This window comes from Streptomyces sp. NPDC006012 (assembly GCF_042871185.1).
GTDB lineage: Bacteria > Actinomycetota > Actinomycetes > Streptomycetales > Streptomycetaceae > Streptomyces.
On record NZ_JBIAIE010000001.1, the window covers coordinates 411,155 to 426,179 of the forward strand.

Genomic DNA, 15,025 nt, shown 5'->3' on the forward strand with positions numbered 1-15,025 from the left:
CATCAGGTCGTCTTTGTTGCCGGCATTCGACTTCCACGGGTGCGCGAACGTGTGACGGAACTGACGCGGGTGGATCGGATAGATCCCGGCCTCGAGGCACTGCTTGAGCGGCATCGTCCCATGCTCCAGACGGTGGGCCGATGACCCTTCTGCTCGCGGTCGCCTCACCACAGCCGCATGTGCTCTTCCAGCGTCCGGCCCCTGTGCTTCGCCGTCGTCCGCAGGTGCCGGTCCGGGATGGACGATCAAGGCGCTTGGTCTGGGGACGATGTGCATTGCGCCAGAAACGGAAAATATCCAGCGTTTCCGCTGGTCATCGAGCGTTTGCGCCCCCGGCAGGACTCGAACCTGCGGCCAAGCGCTTAGAAGGCGCCTGCTCTATCCACTGAGCTACGGGGGCCGGTGTGGTGGCCTCGTTCGTGGTGCCCGGGTGTGGGCTGATCCGTGACGTTGCCGGGGACAAGGATAGGGCTCCTGGATCCGTGTCCCTGTTGCTTCGCCTCCGTGGCTCGATGTGGAGGTTCGGTGAAGCGGTCCTGATAATCGCAGGCAGGTGCGAATCGTGCATCGCTTTTGGTGCATCACGGCCCGGGTGTTGTGTACTCGTTATGCCTGGACTGCCCCCGCGTCCCGGTCGTCCCTTCCGTCCGATGTGCGCCGTCGGCGCGCAGACAACTCCATATGCTTCAGAATTACCCTAAAATTGGGCATTCTTCGCATGTGGTGACCTTGGACGTACGGCCTCAGCTGCTCGACACACTTTCCGCCCTGCGCGATCGTGTTGCCGCCGCACGCTTTCCGCTGCCCCTGGCGGGGGCCCCACGCGCGCGTGCCAACCGCGACGAACTGCTGGCCCAGCTGGACGACTATCTGGTGCCCCGGCTCAGAAGCCCCGAAGCGCCGCTGCTGGCCGTCGTGGGCGGTTCCACCGGGGCGGGCAAGTCGACGCTGGTCAACTCACTCGTCGGACGGCGGGTCAGTGAAGCGGGCGTGCTGCGGCCGACCACCAGGACTCCGGTGCTGGTATGCCATCCGGAGGATCATCACTGGTTCAGTGGGATGAGGGTGCTGCCCGATCTCACCCGCGTATGGGTGCCCCAGCAGGACCCGGCGGACGACCTGCTGCTCCCCGGTGAGGACCCCGCACGCGTGCTGCGGATCGAGACCGCCGAGAGCCTCCCGCGCGGGCTCACTCTGCTCGACGCGCCCGACGTCGACTCCCTGGTCGCCGACAACCGCGTCCTCGCCTCCGCGCTGATCTCCGCGGCCGACATCTGGATCATGGTCACCACGGCCGCCCGGTACGCCGATGCCGTGCCCTGGCACCTGCTGCGCACCGCCAAGGAGTACGACGCCACCTTGGTGACCGTCCTCGACCGGGTGCCCCACCAGGTGGTCTCCGAGGTCTCCCGGCAGTACGGGGCCCTGCTCACCAAGGCAGGTCTCGGCCAGGTGCCCCGCTTCACGGTCCCCGAGCTGCCCGAGTCCGCCTGGGGCGGCGGTCTGCTGCCCGCCACCGCGGTGGCCCCGCTGCGCAACTGGCTCGTGCACCAGGCACAGGATCCCGGAGCCCGGCAGCACATCATGGCGCGTACGGCGTACGGCATCCTCGATTCGCTCAGGACGCGGATGCCCGAGCTGGCCAGCGCGGCCGCCGCCCAGCACGCGGCGGCACTGCGGCTGATCGCCGCGGTCGACGGGGCGTACGACAGCGAGCACGCGCGCGTGCGCGGCCAGCTGAACTCCGGGGCCGTACTGGCCGGGGACGCGCTGAAGCGCTGGCGTGCCTACCCCCTCGACTGCACCGCCGGTGAACTGCTCGACGCGCTGGTGGGCAGCCTGGCCGCGCTGCTGCTGTGCGCCGTCACGGCCGCCGACGAGCGCGTCGACGCGGCCTGGCGGCGGGAGCCGGCCGCGGGCGCCCCGGGGCTCGCGGAGCGGGATCCTTCGCTGGAGAGCGCCGAGCACCGGATCGGCCTCGCCGCACGGCGATGGCGGCGTGAGATCGAGGAGTACGCCGAGGAGTCGGTGCGCGAGCTGGACCGGAGCATCGCGCCCGACGCGGAGACCGTCGCCGCCCTGACCGCCACCGTCGTACTCGGCGGCCGGCGGGCCCGGTCCGCGAACGAGGGCCTGGGCGAACGCCTCGGCGCGCACCGTGCGACACGGCTGCGTGAACGCGCCGGACACCTGCTCGTCGACCATCTGGACCGGGTCATGCACGGCGAACGTGAGCGCCGCCTCGCCCCGCTGGACGCCCTCGACGTCCACGCCGAGCCCCAGGCCGAACTCATCGCTGCCCTGTCCGTACTGCAGAAGGAGAGGTGACCGGTGACCGCCGTCACTGACCAGGACCACACGGACCACGCCGACCACACCGGAGACGTGATGTCCCGGGAAGCGGCTTCGCGTACCGAGCAGGCTGAGAGCGTTCCTCCCGCGGAGTCCGGGAACACCCGCCCTGGAGGAGACGGCCGCCCCGGAGCGGACGGCCGCGAAAACGGCCTCCCCGGAGAAGGCCACGGGAGCGAGACGCGGGCAGCGCAGGTGCAGGAGCCCGAGGCGGTACGGGAGCCCGAGCCGGTTCAGGGGCGGGGGCAGGGGCAGCCGGGAGAGGAGTCCCTACCCGGGCGGGGGCCGGAGCACCTTCGGGGGCAGGACGGCCCTGCCGAGGCCGATGCCGGGCACCCGCGCGTGCGGGACGAGAACGGGGAGCGGGCGCGGGTGCAGGACGAGCATGCGGGCCACGCGCGCGTGCACGACGACAAAGCCGGGACGGACTCCGCGGAGACCTGGGACGACGGGCTCATCGCCCGGCGCGTGGCCGAGGGCGCCGAGGCCGAGCAGCCCTCCCTGGTGGAGCCCCGCGCTTCGGCCGCCCAGGTACCGGCTCCGTTGGCGTACGACGGCCCGCTGCGCTCGCGCCTGGACGCTCTGCGTGAACTGGTCGGGCTCTCCCGTACCCGGCTCGACAGCCACACGCTCGCCGAGGCGGGCCGGGTCCTCGACGAGGCGGCGGCGCGGCGCAAGCTCTCCGGCCAGCACACCGTCGTCGCCATCGCGGGTGCCACCGGCAGCGGCAAGTCCCAGCTGTTCAACACCCTCGCCGGGGTGGCCATCTCGGAGACCGGGGTACGGCGGCCGACCACCGCCGCGCCCATCGCCTGCAGCTGGAGCGACGGCGCGGCGAGCCTCATCGACCGGCTGGGCATCCCAGGACGGCTGCGCAGGCGGCCGCTGCAGAGCCCGGAGGCCGAGGCACAGCTGCGCGGGCTCGTCCTGATCGACCTGCCCGACCACGACTCGGCGGCCGTGCAGCACCGCCGGCAGGTGGACCGCATCCTCAAGCTCGTCGACGCCGTGATCTGGGTCGTCGATCCGGAGAAGTACGCCGATGCCGTCCTGCACGAGCGTTACCTGCGGCCCATGGCGGGACACGCGGAGGTGATGTTCGTCGTCCTCAACCAGATCGACCGGCTCCCCGGAGAGGCCGCCGACCAGGTCCTCGACGATCTGCGGCGGCTGCTGGACGAGGACGGGATCGCCCTGGGCGAGCACGGCGAGCCGGGCGCGGCCGTACTGAGCCTGTCCGCGCTCACCGGGGACGGTGTCCCGGAACTGCGCGAGGTGCTCGGCCAGTTCGTCACCGAACGCGGAGCTGCGGGTCGCCGCATCTCGGCCGATGTGGACGCCGCCGCGGACGGACTGCGGTCCGTGTACGCCCCCGGGCGCCGCCCCGGGCTGACCGAGGAGGCGCGGGAGGAGTTCGCCGCCCGGCTCGCGGACGCCGTGGGCGCCACTGCGGCCGGGGAGGCCGCCGAACGGGCCTGGCTGCGCAACGCCAACCGGGCCTGCGGAACCCCGTGGCTGAGGCTGTGGCGCTGGCGTCAGAAGCGGTGTGATCCGGCCACCGGACGGCTCCTCGTCCGTACGCAGGCGGACGAGGAGGCCACGGCCCGCCAGCGGGTCGAGCAGGCGGTGCGTACGGTCTCCGACCGGGCGGCGGCCGGACTGCCCGTGCCCTGGGCGCAGGCGGTGCGCGAGGCGGCCGTACGGGGCTCCCAGGGCCTGTCCGAGGCGCTGGACGACCTGGCGGCCCGGGCCGGGCTGGCGCCGGGCAGACCGCCGCGGCCGGGCTGGTGGCCGCTGGCCGTGCTGGTCCAGGCCGCCATGACGCTGCTTCAGGTCGTGGGCGGGCTGTGGCTGGCGGGCCAGATCGCCGGGGTCATGGCGCCGAACCTGGGCGTACCGGTGCTGTTGATGGTGGCCGGCATCGTGGGCGGCCCGATCATCGAGTGGAGCTGCCGGATGGCGGCGCGCGGGCCCGCACGACGGTACGGGCAGGAGGCGGAACGCCGCCTGCGTGAGGCCGCCGCGGGGTGCGGCCGGGCGCGGGTCCTGGATCCGCTGGCCGCGGAGTTGCTGCGGTATCAGGAGGTGGGGGAGCAGTACGGGAGGGTCACACGGGCCGCGGCGGGGGTGGGGTAGGCCCCTGCGGCGGCCGGAGGGGGAGAGAACCGGGCTGCGCCGGAGCGGGGAGAGAACCGGGCTGCGCCGGAGCGGGGAGGGAAGCGGGCTGCGGCGGAATGGTGGGGGAGCCGGGCCGCGGAGGACGGGGGCTGTGGGGAAGCGGTGGCAGCAGCCTGTGGACCGACGAGTGGATCACCCGTCGGGGTGGGGGAGTTTTCCACAGGCGTCCGGTGGTCCACAGCGCTCAGCAGGCTCGGCCCGGCGGAGGCAGTCTGGTTCCGCGGCGATCGCCACGCAGGTCGAGCGTCGGCCGCCGAGCATCGGCGTCGATGCCGGCGCGGCGGAACGTGCGTGGCGGACGCGGCGACCGCAGCCGTACAGGACAGGCCCGTACGGGTATCCGCCCGGCGTGAGCGACCGGGCCAGGGAGGGGTGTTCGCGATGAACGAGACGATGGTGCACGTGGTGGGCAACGTGGCGACGCAGCCGGTGTACCGGGAGGCGGTCGCCGGCCCGTCGGCGCGCTTCCGGCTGGCGGTGACCGCACGCTACTGGGACCGGGAGAAGAACGCCTGGGCGGACGGGCACACCAACTTCTTCACGGTGTGGGCCAACCGTCAGCTCGCCACCAACACGGCGGCCTCGCTGAACGTGGGGGACCCGGTCCTCGTACAGGGCAGGCTCAAGGTGCGCACGGACGTGCGCGACGGGCAGCAGAGCAGGGTCTCCGCGGACATCGACGCGGTGGCGATCGGCCACGACCTGGCCCGTGGTACCTCTGCCTTCCGGCGCGCGGGCAGCGCGGGCAAACCGGAGGGGGCGGCGCCGCAACGGCCGGAACCCAACTGGGAGACCCCGGAGGGTGACTCCCCGGCCGCGCCCGCACACCAGCCACCGGAACCCGCAGCGGTGACATGACATCAGCCGGCTGCGGCTGCGGCTGCGGCTGCGGCTGCGGCAGAGCGTAGAGGCGGTGGCAGAGGTAGAGGCGGTGGCGGTGGCGGTCGCGGTAGAGGCGGTGGCGGTGGCCGAGCGTGGGCTCGAACGGTCCGGCAGCGCTGCATTGGTGCCTGAATGGTGCGCCAGCAGCGAAGAATCCCCGAACAAGCCGGTGGATTTGTCGATAAGCCCTGCTCGCGCCGGGTCCTGGCGATAACGATTCCGAGTCGGATCTGTCATCCGACCATACGACCGGCGAGCCGGGTCACGGCTGATCCTTAGGATTCCGGGCGTAGCCCTCGGGGCTGCTGATTCTGTCGGTGGGACCACACACCCCCACATCAACGGGTCCTGCTGGAAAGGGAATTCGGTGCTTGTTGCGTTCTCTCGATTCTGTGGTACTTCTGCGCCGTCGGCGCGGCGGAGAGGCGTGTCCCGCCTCGCCGCCGCGACGTGGGTGACCGGACTCGTGGCCGTCGGCCTGCTCTCGGCCACCGGGGTGGCCGCCGCCGACACGGAGGCGCAGGGCCAGAGCGGAGCGACCGCCACGCTGGGCGGTCTGAAGACGTACGGAGACGCCGTCATCCACCGGGACGGCGGCGACCTGAAGGTGCCCGCGGGCCTGTTCGAGATGTCCGTCGACGGCGGCGGCATGCTGCAGACCTACTGCATCGACATGCACAACCCCACCCAGAAGGACGCCAGATACCAGGAGACGTCCTGGAGCGGCACCTCGCTCGGCGGCAACAAGGAAGCCGGCAAGATCCGTTGGATCCTGCAGAACTCCTACCCGCAGGTCAACGACCTCGCCGCGCTCGCCGAGCGGGCGGGTGCCAGCGGCCTCACCGAGCAGGACGCGGCGGCCGGCACCCAGGTGGCCATCTGGCGCTACTCGGACGGCGCGGACGTCGACGCGGTCGGCGCGCGGGCCGAGAAGCTCGCCGACTACCTGGAGAAGAACGCCCGTGACATGGCGGAGCCCCGGGCCTCGCTCACCCTGGATCCGCCCGCGGTCTCCGGGCGCACCGGTGACCGGCTCGGACCGGTCACGGTGCACACCAACGCGAGCGGTGTCACCGTGATCCCGCCGGCGGACGCCGCCACCAGCGGGGTCCGGATCGTCGACGAGAAGGGCAGGACCGTCACGTCGGCGAAGGACGGCAGCCGGCTGTACGTCGAGGTCCCCGAGGACACCGCGGCGGACACCGGAGACGGTGCGGCCACTCCCGCGCCGGGCGGCGCGGCCGGGACGGCCAGGTTCACCGTGCAGGCGTCGACCAGCGTGCCGGTCGGCCGTGCCTTCGTCTCCGAGAGCCGCAGCCAGACCCAGATCCTGGCCGGTTCCAGCGAGTCGACGGTCTCCGCGACCGCGAGCGCGACCTGGGCGGAGAAGGGCCCGATTCCGGCGTTGTCGGCCCACAAGAACTGCGCCGAGGGAAGCCTGGAGATCAGCGCGGCGAACACCGGCGACCAGCCCTTCACGTTCGAACTGATGGGAGATGAGCACACGATCCCCGCGGGTACGTCGCGCACCGTGACCATCCCGCTCCAGGAGGACCAGGCGTACGACTTCACGATCACCGGGCCGCACGGCTTCTCGCAGCGCTTCACCGGCGTACTCGACTGCCGGACCGAGGGCAGTGAGAGCGGTCCGTCGGCCCAGACCGTGGGCGAGCCCCGCCCGGCCACGGCGGGCGGTACCGCGGGCGGTACGACGAACCTGGCCGCGACCGGCAGCTCCGGTGCGACCCCGGTGATCACGAGCGTGGCCATCGGCCTGGTGGTGATCGGCGGCGCGGTCCTGGTCATGCTCCGCAAGAAGGAAACACCGACGTCCGAATGAGCGACGCCGCCGGTCCGCATCGCCGGCGAACGGCTTGGCGAACGGCTCGGCGATCGTCTCGGCGAACCGTTCGGTTCCACCGGTTCGGCGAACGGCCTCATCGCGGATCACGGCTACGGGATACGCAGTACGCGCCACCTGGGTGCGGAGCCTGGCCCAGGTTTTGTACGTGCTGAAGCGACGTGCTTCGGCCGGCGCAGGTCCGGCTCCTTGCCGAAGTTCCCTGCCCGGTCCGGGCCTTTGACGGCTCGGTCGGGCCCGGCAGCCATGACGCCGGGTACGCACCGCCCACGGGGCCGGTCGGGGACCGGCCTTCGGCCCAAGCCGTCAGCCACGTACCACTGCCGCATCATTGCCGCACCGGATGGCAAAACGGTCGAGCCCCCCACTGCCGTTCCTCCGTCAGTGGGGGGCTCGATCGCTCGGACCGCACGCCGACCCGGTGTCCAGCGGGAGCGGGTCGGGACACCGTCAGGCCGGTTCGGGGCAGGTCTGGGTCACGCCCAGGGCGGTTGTCCCCCGTCCTCGTTCGGATCGATCCACCAGCCGTTCTGGCAGATGCGACCTTCGGGGTCCCGGTCCCCCTCCGCGTATTCCCCGGAGCCGGTCGTCTCGCCGTGCGGGCCTCGGCCCCAGCTCGTGTAGTAGTAGCGGCAGCCCGACTGGGCGGCCTGTGCCGCCGGTACGACGGACAGGGCCACAGCGGTCGTGCAGACCGCGAGCAAGGCCGCTCTCACCACAGTGCGCATGACGTCTCTCCTATCTCCTACGCCCGTGCGGCACGCTGGTGCGTGCCGCTGCGATCACCAAGATGCCGGGCCTCTCCGGGGAAACCCCCACGGTCGCCGCCCAAACCGCTGGAAGGTGTCGGCTGCCGTCCCCTCCGCTGACGATTGCCGATCCAGGCCCCCACATTCCCCCACACCTCCTCCCCGAGGCCGACCCCACGGTGGCCGACGGAGGTCGACCATCGTCCGACGGCGACCGGCCGCGACGTCCGACGGTCGACAGCGACGTACGACGGCCGACGGTGACGGACAGGCCACCGCTGTCAGTGGTGAAAGTGCAGGTCAGAAGGGCCGGGCCAAACGGGTTTCCGCCCAGGGGTGGCGGTACGGCAAGATGGGTTGTATCTGCCCACTGCCAGATTTCAAGCTGCCGGACGGTTTCTCTTGGCTGAGTTCATTTACACCATGCGCAAGGCGCGCAAAGCGCACGGCGACAAGGTGATCCTCGACGACGTCACCCAGAGCTTCCTGCCGGGTGCGAAGATCGGCGTCGTCGGCCCGAACGGTGCCGGTAAGTCGACCGTGCTGAAGATCATGGCGGGGCTGGAGCAGCCGTCCAACGGCGACGCGTTCCTCACGCCCGGCTACACCGTGGGCATCCTGCTCCAGGAGCCCCCGCTGGACGAGACGAAGACGGTCCTGGAGAACGTGCAGGACGGCGTCGCCGAGATCAAGGGCAAGCTCGACCGGTTCAACGAGATCGCCGAGCAGATGGCGACCGACTACTCGGACGCGCTGCTGGAGGAGATGGGCAAGCTCCAGGAGGAGCTGGACCACGCCAACGCCTGGGACCTCGACGCCCAGCTGGAGCAGGCCATGGACGCCCTGGGCTGCCCGCCCGGGGACTGGCCGGTCACCACCCTCTCCGGTGGCGAGAAGCGCCGCGTCGCGCTCTGCAAGCTCCTCCTGGAGGCCCCCGACCTGCTCCTCCTCGACGAGCCCACCAACCACCTCGACGCCGAGTCGGTGAACTGGCTGGAGCAGCACCTCGCCAAGTACGCGGGCACCATCGTGGCCGTCACCCACGACCGGTACTTCCTCGACAACGTGGCCGGCTGGATCTGCGAGATCGACCGCGGCCGGCTGCACGGCTACGAGGGCAACTACTCCAAGTACCTGGAGACCAAGGCCGCCCGCCTCAAGGTCGAGGGCCAGAAGGACGCCAAGCGGCAGAAGCGCCTCAAGGAGGAGTTGGAGTGGGTCCGCTCCAACGCCAAGGGTCGTCAGGCCAAGTCGAAGGCGCGTCTGGCCCGCTACGAGGAGATGGCCGCCGAGGCCGACAAGATGCGGAAGCTGGACTTCGAGGAGATCCAGATCCCGCCAGGCCCCCGCCTGGGCAACGTGGTCGTCGAGGTCAGCAACCTCGACAAGGGCTTCGATGAGAAGATCCTCATCGACGACCTCTCCTTCACCCTCCCGCGCAACGGCATCGTCGGCGTCATCGGCCCCAACGGCGCCGGCAAGACGACCCTGTTCAAGATGATCCAGGGACTGGAGACGCCGGACTCCGGCGCCATCAAGGTCGGCGACACCGTCAAGATCTCGTACGTCGACCAGGGCCGCGCCAACATCGACCCGAAGAAGACGCTCTGGGAGGTCGTGTCCGACGGGCTCGACTACATCAACGTCGGACAGGTCGAGATGCCGTCCCGCGCCTACGTCTCCGCGTTCGGCTTCAAGGGCCCGGACCAGCAGAAGCCGGCCGGGGTCCTCTCCGGCGGCGAGCGCAACCGGCTCAACCTGGCGCTGACCCTCAAGCAGGGCGGCAACCTGCTCCTCCTCGACGAGCCGACCAACGACCTCGACGTGGAGACCCTCTCCAGCCTGGAGAACGCCCTGCTGGAGTTCCCCGGCTGCGCCGTGGTCGTCTCCCACGACCGGTGGTTCCTGGACCGGGTCGCCACGCACATCCTCGCCTACGAGGGTGAGTCGAAGTGGTTCTGGTTCGAGGGCAACTTCGAGTCGTACGAGAAGAACAAGATCGAGCGGCTCGGTGCGGACGCCGCGCGCCCGCACCGTGCCACCTACAAGAAGCTGACCCGGGGCTGATCTTGCGCCACATCTACCGCTGCCCGTTGCGCTGGGCGGACATGGACGCGTACGGCCACGTCAACAACGTGGTCTTCCTCCGCTACCTGGAAGAAGCCCGTATCGACCTCCTGTTCCGCCCGGACAAGGATTTCGATTTCGGGCAGGGGTCCGTGGTGGCGCGTCACGAGATCGACTACAAGCGGCAGCTCGTCCACCGGCACGCGCCGGTGGACATCGAGCTGTGGATCACGGAGGTCAGGGCGGCGTCCTTCACCCTCGCCTACGAGGTGAAGGACGGCGACCAGATCTACGCCCGTGCCTCGACGGTGGTCGTGCCGTACGACTTCGAGACACAGCGCCCGCGCCGGATCACCGCCGAGCAGCGGGAGTTCCTGCGCGGATACATGGACGACGAGGGCCCCGGGGACGAGGACGGCACCCGGGACCGGGACGAGGAGGAGGCCGTCGCCGCATGACGGTGCTCCACTTGGCGGACGACGGGGAGGCGGCGGATCTCGCGGCCTTCCTGGCCCGGCTGCTCCACTACGACCGCGGCGCCGCGGTGCGGTTGCAGGCAGTGGGCACGGCCCTCGCGGTGTTCGGCCGGCCGCCGTCCTTCGAGGTGCTGGCGGTCCGTACGGTGCGGCTGGCGAAGCCGTACGAGAACGGCCTTGAGGTCGTCCTCGACGTGACCGTGTCCGCCGGTGAGCTGCTGGAGTCCGTGGACGAGCCGGCGGCCACCGCCGTCGTCCCGGGCGCGGTGACCGGACCGCCGTGGGCGGGGGTGCTGCCACCGCGCGGCGGCTGGCGCCCGGAGCCGGGCCTGCCGGCGCCGGACGCACTGCGCGCGCTGGTCGCGGGGGCCGTCGCCGAATTCCGTTCCCGTACGCGGGAACTGGCGCCGGAGCGCCGTACCCGGACCGAACTCGACCGGATCGGGCGGGACATCTGGTCCCGGCTGGTCGGCGGGACCAGCCTTCCGGTACGGGCCGTGCACGCGGCGCAGTCCCTCGGCTTCCTGCGGCGCCGGGACGCCGTGGAGGCGGGCCTGTTCTCGTCCGGGGCCTGGCTGCGGCTGCGCACACCGTACGGGTCGGTGGCCGTGCGGCGGGCGGGCCTCGGGGCGCTGGACGTCAGCGTGCGCTGAATCGGTTGTCGGGACCCCCGGCCGACCACCTGGCCGGGACCCCAGCTGACCCGACCGCGCCCTCACCCGTCCTGGCTGTCGTCGGGCCACACGCCGATGTGGTCCTGTTCCAGTTCCAGGGCGACCCGGTCCCGCATGCCCAGGGCCTGCGTGTACTCGGCGGGCAACTGGAGGCGGCCGGCCCGGTCGAGCATGGCGTACTCGCGGGCCACCACCGTCTCGTGGCCGGTGGCCGCGTCGATCTCGCTGCGGCGCAGGACCTCCGTGGAGGTGCGGCCGTCCCGGATGGCGACCGTGCGGCGGACCTCGTCGGCCACCGCCTGGTCGTGGGTGACGATGACGATGGTGGTGCCCAGGCGTTCGTTCGCGGTGCGGAACGCCTCGAAGACCTGTGCCGCGGTGTGGGAGTCGAGTTCGCCGGTGGGTTCGTCGGCGAGCAGGACCGCGGGTGAGTTGGCGAGGGCCACCGCGATGGCGACGCGCTGCTGCTGGCCGCCGGACATCTGCTGCGGACGGCGGTCGCGGCAGTCGGCGACCTCCAGCAGCTCCAGCAGTTCCAGGGCGCGTTCGGCGCGGACCCGGCGGCGCGAGCGGGTGCCGGACAGGCTCAGCGGGAGCGCGACGTTCTGGGCGGCGGTCAGATAGGGCAGCAGATTGCGGGAGGTCTGCTGCCAGACGAATCCGACGATCTCCCGGCGGTAGGCGAGCCGGTCTTTGGCGGTCATGGTGAGCAGGTCACGGCCGGCGACCCGGGCCGCACCCGCGGTGGGGGTGTCCAGCCCGGCGAGGATGTTCATCAGCGTGGACTTGCCGCTGCCGGAGGCGCCGACCAGCGCCATCAGCTCGCCCTCACGGACCAGGAGGTCCAGGCCCTGCAGCGCCTGGACCTCGACGCCGTCGGTGGAGAAGATCCGGACGAGGCGATCGCAGGTGATCAGGGCGTCATGGCCGAAGGCCGGGCGGTTGCGGGCCTCGGTGACCCGGTTCGCCAGCTCGCTGAGGGTGGGGTTGGTGGTCATCGGTCCTCCCGCACGGTTGACAGGCCGGTATGGCTCATCGCGCATCCCCTGCCCGGAGTTCTCGCACCGACCCCCGCCTGCCGGTCCACCACGCCTGCACCCCGGCCACCCCGACCGCCGTCAGCAGCACGGCGACCGACGGGGCCGCCAGCGACAGCGGGTCCGTGTGCAGTCCGGCTCCGCCGCCCGGCGCCGCGGCCGAGGGCAGGGCGATGGCGGTCAGGTCGATGCCGGGGGACAGGAGCCGGATCGCCGCCCAGCCGGTCAGCGCGCCGCCGGCCGCGGCCAGCAGGGCCTGGGGCAGCGATTCGAGGACCAGGAGGCGGCGGGCCTGGGACCGGGTGAGCCCCATGGTGCGCAGCCGCGCCAGGAGCGCGGCGCGTTCGGGTGCGGCGCGCAACAGAGCGAGGAGCAGGGCCAGTACGGCGTACCCGGCGCCGGCCGCCACCGCCGCCGTGTAGACGTGCTCGGCACCCGACTGGAGCGGCGAGTCGGCGTACCGGGCGCGTTCCTCGGCGCGGACGCGCACGCCCGCCGACGGGCCCGCCGCCCGGCTCAGCGCCCTCGCGTCGAGGTGGTCGCCCGTCACCAGCAGGGCCGTCGGACGGGCCGCTTCGGCGGTGAGGCCCGCGCGGTCCACCACGAGGAAGGTGTTGCCGGTCAGGGCCGGTGTACGGTCCCGTACGACGGTGATCCGGACGCTGACCGTGCTGCCGTCCGCCAGCCGTACCGGGAAGGGCCGCCGGGTGCCGTACGCCTGCGCGACGGACGGCGACGCCAGCGCGGGCAGCGGACCACCGGACGCGGCCCGCCGCAACTGCCCGGCGTCGAAGGCGCCGAGGCCCGTACGGGCCGCCAGCGCGCCGTATCCGGCGGGGTCCACACCCACCAGCGGCACCGGGGTCTGTTCCTCCCGCGGTTTCGCGTCGTAGCCGATGCTCAGCGCGGCGACCTCACGCACCCCGGGCAGCTTCCGGACCCGGCCGGCGAGGTCCGAGGGCAGCGGGCCCTCGGTGTCCACGCGGGCGTCCGCGCCGATGGACCGCAGGGCGGCCTGGTCGCGGGCCTCGGCCACCCCCGCCAGCACGGAGCCGCCGAACGCCGCCGTGGTGAGCGCGGTCAGCAGCGCCAGCAGGGGCAGCACGGCCGAGACCGAGGTACGGCCCGCGCGGGCCAGGGACAGGAAGCCCACCGCGCCGCGCAGCAGCCCGGCCGGACGCGCCAGCCGGCGCAGCAGGAACGGGAGGAACCGGACCAGCACCAGCGCCGCGATCACACCGACCAGCACCGGTGCGACCGACACCAGTTGATCGCCCGAGGCCCCGCTCGACGTCCCCCGCCTGCGCAGGGACTCCACCGCTGCCACGGCCAGGACGAGCAGGGTCAGTTCGGCGACCGTGCGCCGCCGGGAGGGACGTGCCGTCACCACGTCCGCGCGCGGGCCGGTGACGCGTACGGACCGGTGAGCGAGCGCGGCCCGCACCGGGAGCGCGGCGCAGGCGCAGGCGGTGACCGCGAGAGCGGCGGCGACGGCGTACCGGGTGCGGCCCTCGGGGACCAGGAGAAGCGCCGCGGCGAGGCCGAGCGCGCCCGCCGGTACGGCGACCGTCGCCGTCTCGGCGCACAGCCGCCCGGCGAGACCGGCCAGGGAGGCGCCGCGCGCCCGCAGCAGGGCGGCCTCGGCCCGGCGCCGGTCGGCGGCCAGCGCCCCCGCCATGAGGAGGACGACGGCGACGACCGTCGCCGTGCCGAAGACGGCGACGGCGACCAGCGGCGCGATGCCCGCGCGCAACTGGGAGAAGGAGAGCAGGACATCGTCGAGGCCGGTGCTGGTCTCCGCGCCGGGGTCGGTCAGGGCACGGGCCTGCTGGAGGCCGGGGCCGGACTCCAGGGCGGCGACGGCGGACTTCAGCCGGTCGAGGTCGCTCGCGTGGAGGTGGCTGCGGTCGGGCGGCAGGTTCCAGTAGCGGACCGGGTTCCCGTCGGTGGGCAGGAGGGCGGGGGCGGCTTCGGGGGCCAGCAACAGGGCGCCGAGCCAGTACTTCTCGCGGTCGGGGCCCGGGTCGGGCACCGTGACCAGGTCCGGGGTGCGCAGCAGGGGCCGGGTCGACCAGTAGGCGTTCGCGGGCGCGCGTGGATCGAGGATGCCGGTGACCCGGACCGCGAGCGGAGCCCGGGCCACCGCGGGGACGTGGACGACCGAACCCACCTTGATGTGCAGGCTCTTGGCCGTGTCGGCGGTGACTGCGGCCTCCACCTCGGGGGTTTTCTCGTCCACGGCGGCGGACGTGCGCGGCAGCCGGCCCTCGCGCACCGCCGCGTGCTCGGCGACGCCGCTCTGCGCGACCAGGATCATCTGGGCCGGCAGGCCGCTCGGGCGCGGTATCCAGGGGTCGGGCACTTCGAGGCTCTTGGCGAAGGTCACACCGTACGCCGACTGCGTGCGGTCGACGGCCAGCGGCCCGGGGACGGTGGCGAGCAGCCTCTCCTGCTGACCGCGCAGCGGGTCGGGCAGCAGGGCCGCGGCCTGGTCCTGCGGGGACAGCCCGAAGTCGGACTGCGGTGCGGTGATCTGCACGGTGGTGCGGTCGGGGTGGGCCCGCAGGACGGCGTTCAGCAGGCCCGCGTTCTCGTACCGGTCGACGGCGCGGGGCAGCGCGGCGGACAGGCACGCGGTCACGGCGACCAGCAGCGCGAGCGCGAGCGCGGCGAGGGGCGCGGTCCGCAACCGGGTACGCACCCACGGGGCGGCCACGGGCGGGTTGCCCTTCCTCGTCCCGGAGTTCAT

The 15,025-nt window shown here is 72.4% G+C and carries 10 protein-coding genes and 1 tRNA gene; 7 read left to right on the forward strand and 4 right to left on the reverse strand.

The genetic code is table 11. The features are described 5' to 3' along the window. Positions 1-327: 327 nt before the first annotated feature. Positions 328-400 (reverse strand) — tRNA-Arg (locus ACFYPJ_RS01765). Positions 401-720: 320 nt separating this feature from the next. Between ACFYPJ_RS01765 and ACFYPJ_RS01770 the strand changes: the two genes are divergently transcribed. From ACFYPJ_RS01770 to ACFYPJ_RS01785, 4 genes are all read left to right on the forward strand, one after another. After that, positions 721-2,328 carry a dynamin family protein gene (locus ACFYPJ_RS01770; protein WP_389008848.1) on the forward strand — a complete coding sequence of 536 codons (1,608 nt, stop codon included), beginning with the start codon at positions 721-723 and terminating at the stop codon, positions 2,326-2,328. Between the two features lie 60 nt (positions 2,329-2,388). Next, positions 2,389-4,488, forward strand: coding sequence for a GTPase (locus tag ACFYPJ_RS01775; RefSeq protein ID WP_389010082.1), 2,100 nt, complete (start codon positions 2,389-2,391; stop codon positions 4,486-4,488). Between the two features lie 423 nt (positions 4,489-4,911). After that, positions 4,912-5,388, forward strand: a complete 477-nt coding sequence (locus ACFYPJ_RS01780) for a single-stranded DNA-binding protein (RefSeq protein ID WP_389008851.1) — start codon at positions 4,912-4,914, stop codon at positions 5,386-5,388. 451 nt (positions 5,389-5,839) lie between these two features. After that, positions 5,840-7,252 (forward strand): Cys-Gln thioester bond-forming surface protein, encoded by a 1,413-nt coding sequence (locus ACFYPJ_RS01785; RefSeq protein ID WP_389008854.1) that lies wholly within the window; start codon positions 5,840-5,842, stop codon positions 7,250-7,252. 497 nt (positions 7,253-7,749) lie between these two features. Here the strand turns inward: ACFYPJ_RS01785 and ACFYPJ_RS01790 are convergent, their stop codons facing one another. Further along, entirely contained in the window at positions 7,750-8,001 is a 252-nt protein-coding gene (locus ACFYPJ_RS01790) for a hypothetical protein (RefSeq protein WP_389008857.1), read from the reverse strand. Positions 8,002-8,424: 423 nt separating this feature from the next. Between ACFYPJ_RS01790 and ettA the strand changes: the two genes are divergently transcribed. From ettA to ACFYPJ_RS01805, 3 genes are read left to right on the forward strand one after another with little or no spacing between them, the layout of a single operon-like run. Beyond that, positions 8,425-10,089 carry an energy-dependent translational throttle protein EttA gene (gene ettA, locus ACFYPJ_RS01795; protein ID WP_389008860.1) on the forward strand — a complete coding sequence of 555 codons (1,665 nt, stop codon included), beginning with the start codon at positions 8,425-8,427 and terminating at the stop codon, positions 10,087-10,089. Positions 10,090-10,091: 2 nt separating this feature from the next. Further along, on the forward strand, positions 10,092-10,547 hold the full coding sequence (locus ACFYPJ_RS01800; RefSeq protein ID WP_389008863.1) for an acyl-CoA thioesterase: 456 nt from the start codon (positions 10,092-10,094) through the stop codon (positions 10,545-10,547). Further along, a complete protein-coding gene (locus ACFYPJ_RS01805; RefSeq protein WP_389008865.1) occupies positions 10,544-11,218 on the forward strand; it encodes a hypothetical protein in 675 nt (224 codons plus the stop codon). The genes ACFYPJ_RS01800 and ACFYPJ_RS01805 overlap by 4 nt, the downstream gene beginning before the upstream one ends. Positions 11,219-11,280: 62 nt before the next feature. On the opposite strand, the gene ACFYPJ_RS01810 is transcribed toward ACFYPJ_RS01805, so the two are convergent. Both ACFYPJ_RS01810 and ACFYPJ_RS01815 read right to left on the reverse strand, forming a co-directional pair. Further along, positions 11,281-12,237 carry an ABC transporter ATP-binding protein gene (locus tag ACFYPJ_RS01810; RefSeq protein ID WP_389008867.1) on the reverse strand — a complete coding sequence of 319 codons (957 nt, stop codon included), beginning with the start codon at positions 12,235-12,237 and terminating at the stop codon, positions 11,281-11,283. A gap of 34 nt (positions 12,238-12,271) precedes the next feature. After that, positions 12,272-15,025, reverse strand: a complete 2,754-nt coding sequence (locus ACFYPJ_RS01815) for an FtsX-like permease family protein (protein ID WP_389008868.1) — start codon at positions 15,023-15,025, stop codon at positions 12,272-12,274.

Coding starts and splice junctions, on each gene's coding strand:
- ACFYPJ_RS01810 (WP_389008867.1), bottom strand. CDS start 12,237: ATGACCACCAACCCCACCCTCAGCGAGCTGGCGAACCGGGTCACCGAG.
- ACFYPJ_RS01815 (WP_389008868.1), bottom strand. CDS start 15,025: ATGAACTCCGGGACGAGGAAGGGCAACCCGCCCGTGGCCGCCCCGTGG.
- ACFYPJ_RS01790 (WP_389008857.1), bottom strand. CDS start 8,001: ATGCGCACTGTGGTGAGAGCGGCCTTGCTCGCGGTCTGCACGACCGCT.
- ACFYPJ_RS01775 (WP_389010082.1), top strand. CDS start 2,389: ATGTCCCGGGAAGCGGCTTCGCGTACCGAGCAGGCTGAGAGCGTTCCT.
- ACFYPJ_RS01805 (WP_389008865.1), top strand. CDS start 10,544: ATGACGGTGCTCCACTTGGCGGACGACGGGGAGGCGGCGGATCTCGCG.
- ACFYPJ_RS01780 (WP_389008851.1), top strand. CDS start 4,912: ATGAACGAGACGATGGTGCACGTGGTGGGCAACGTGGCGACGCAGCCG.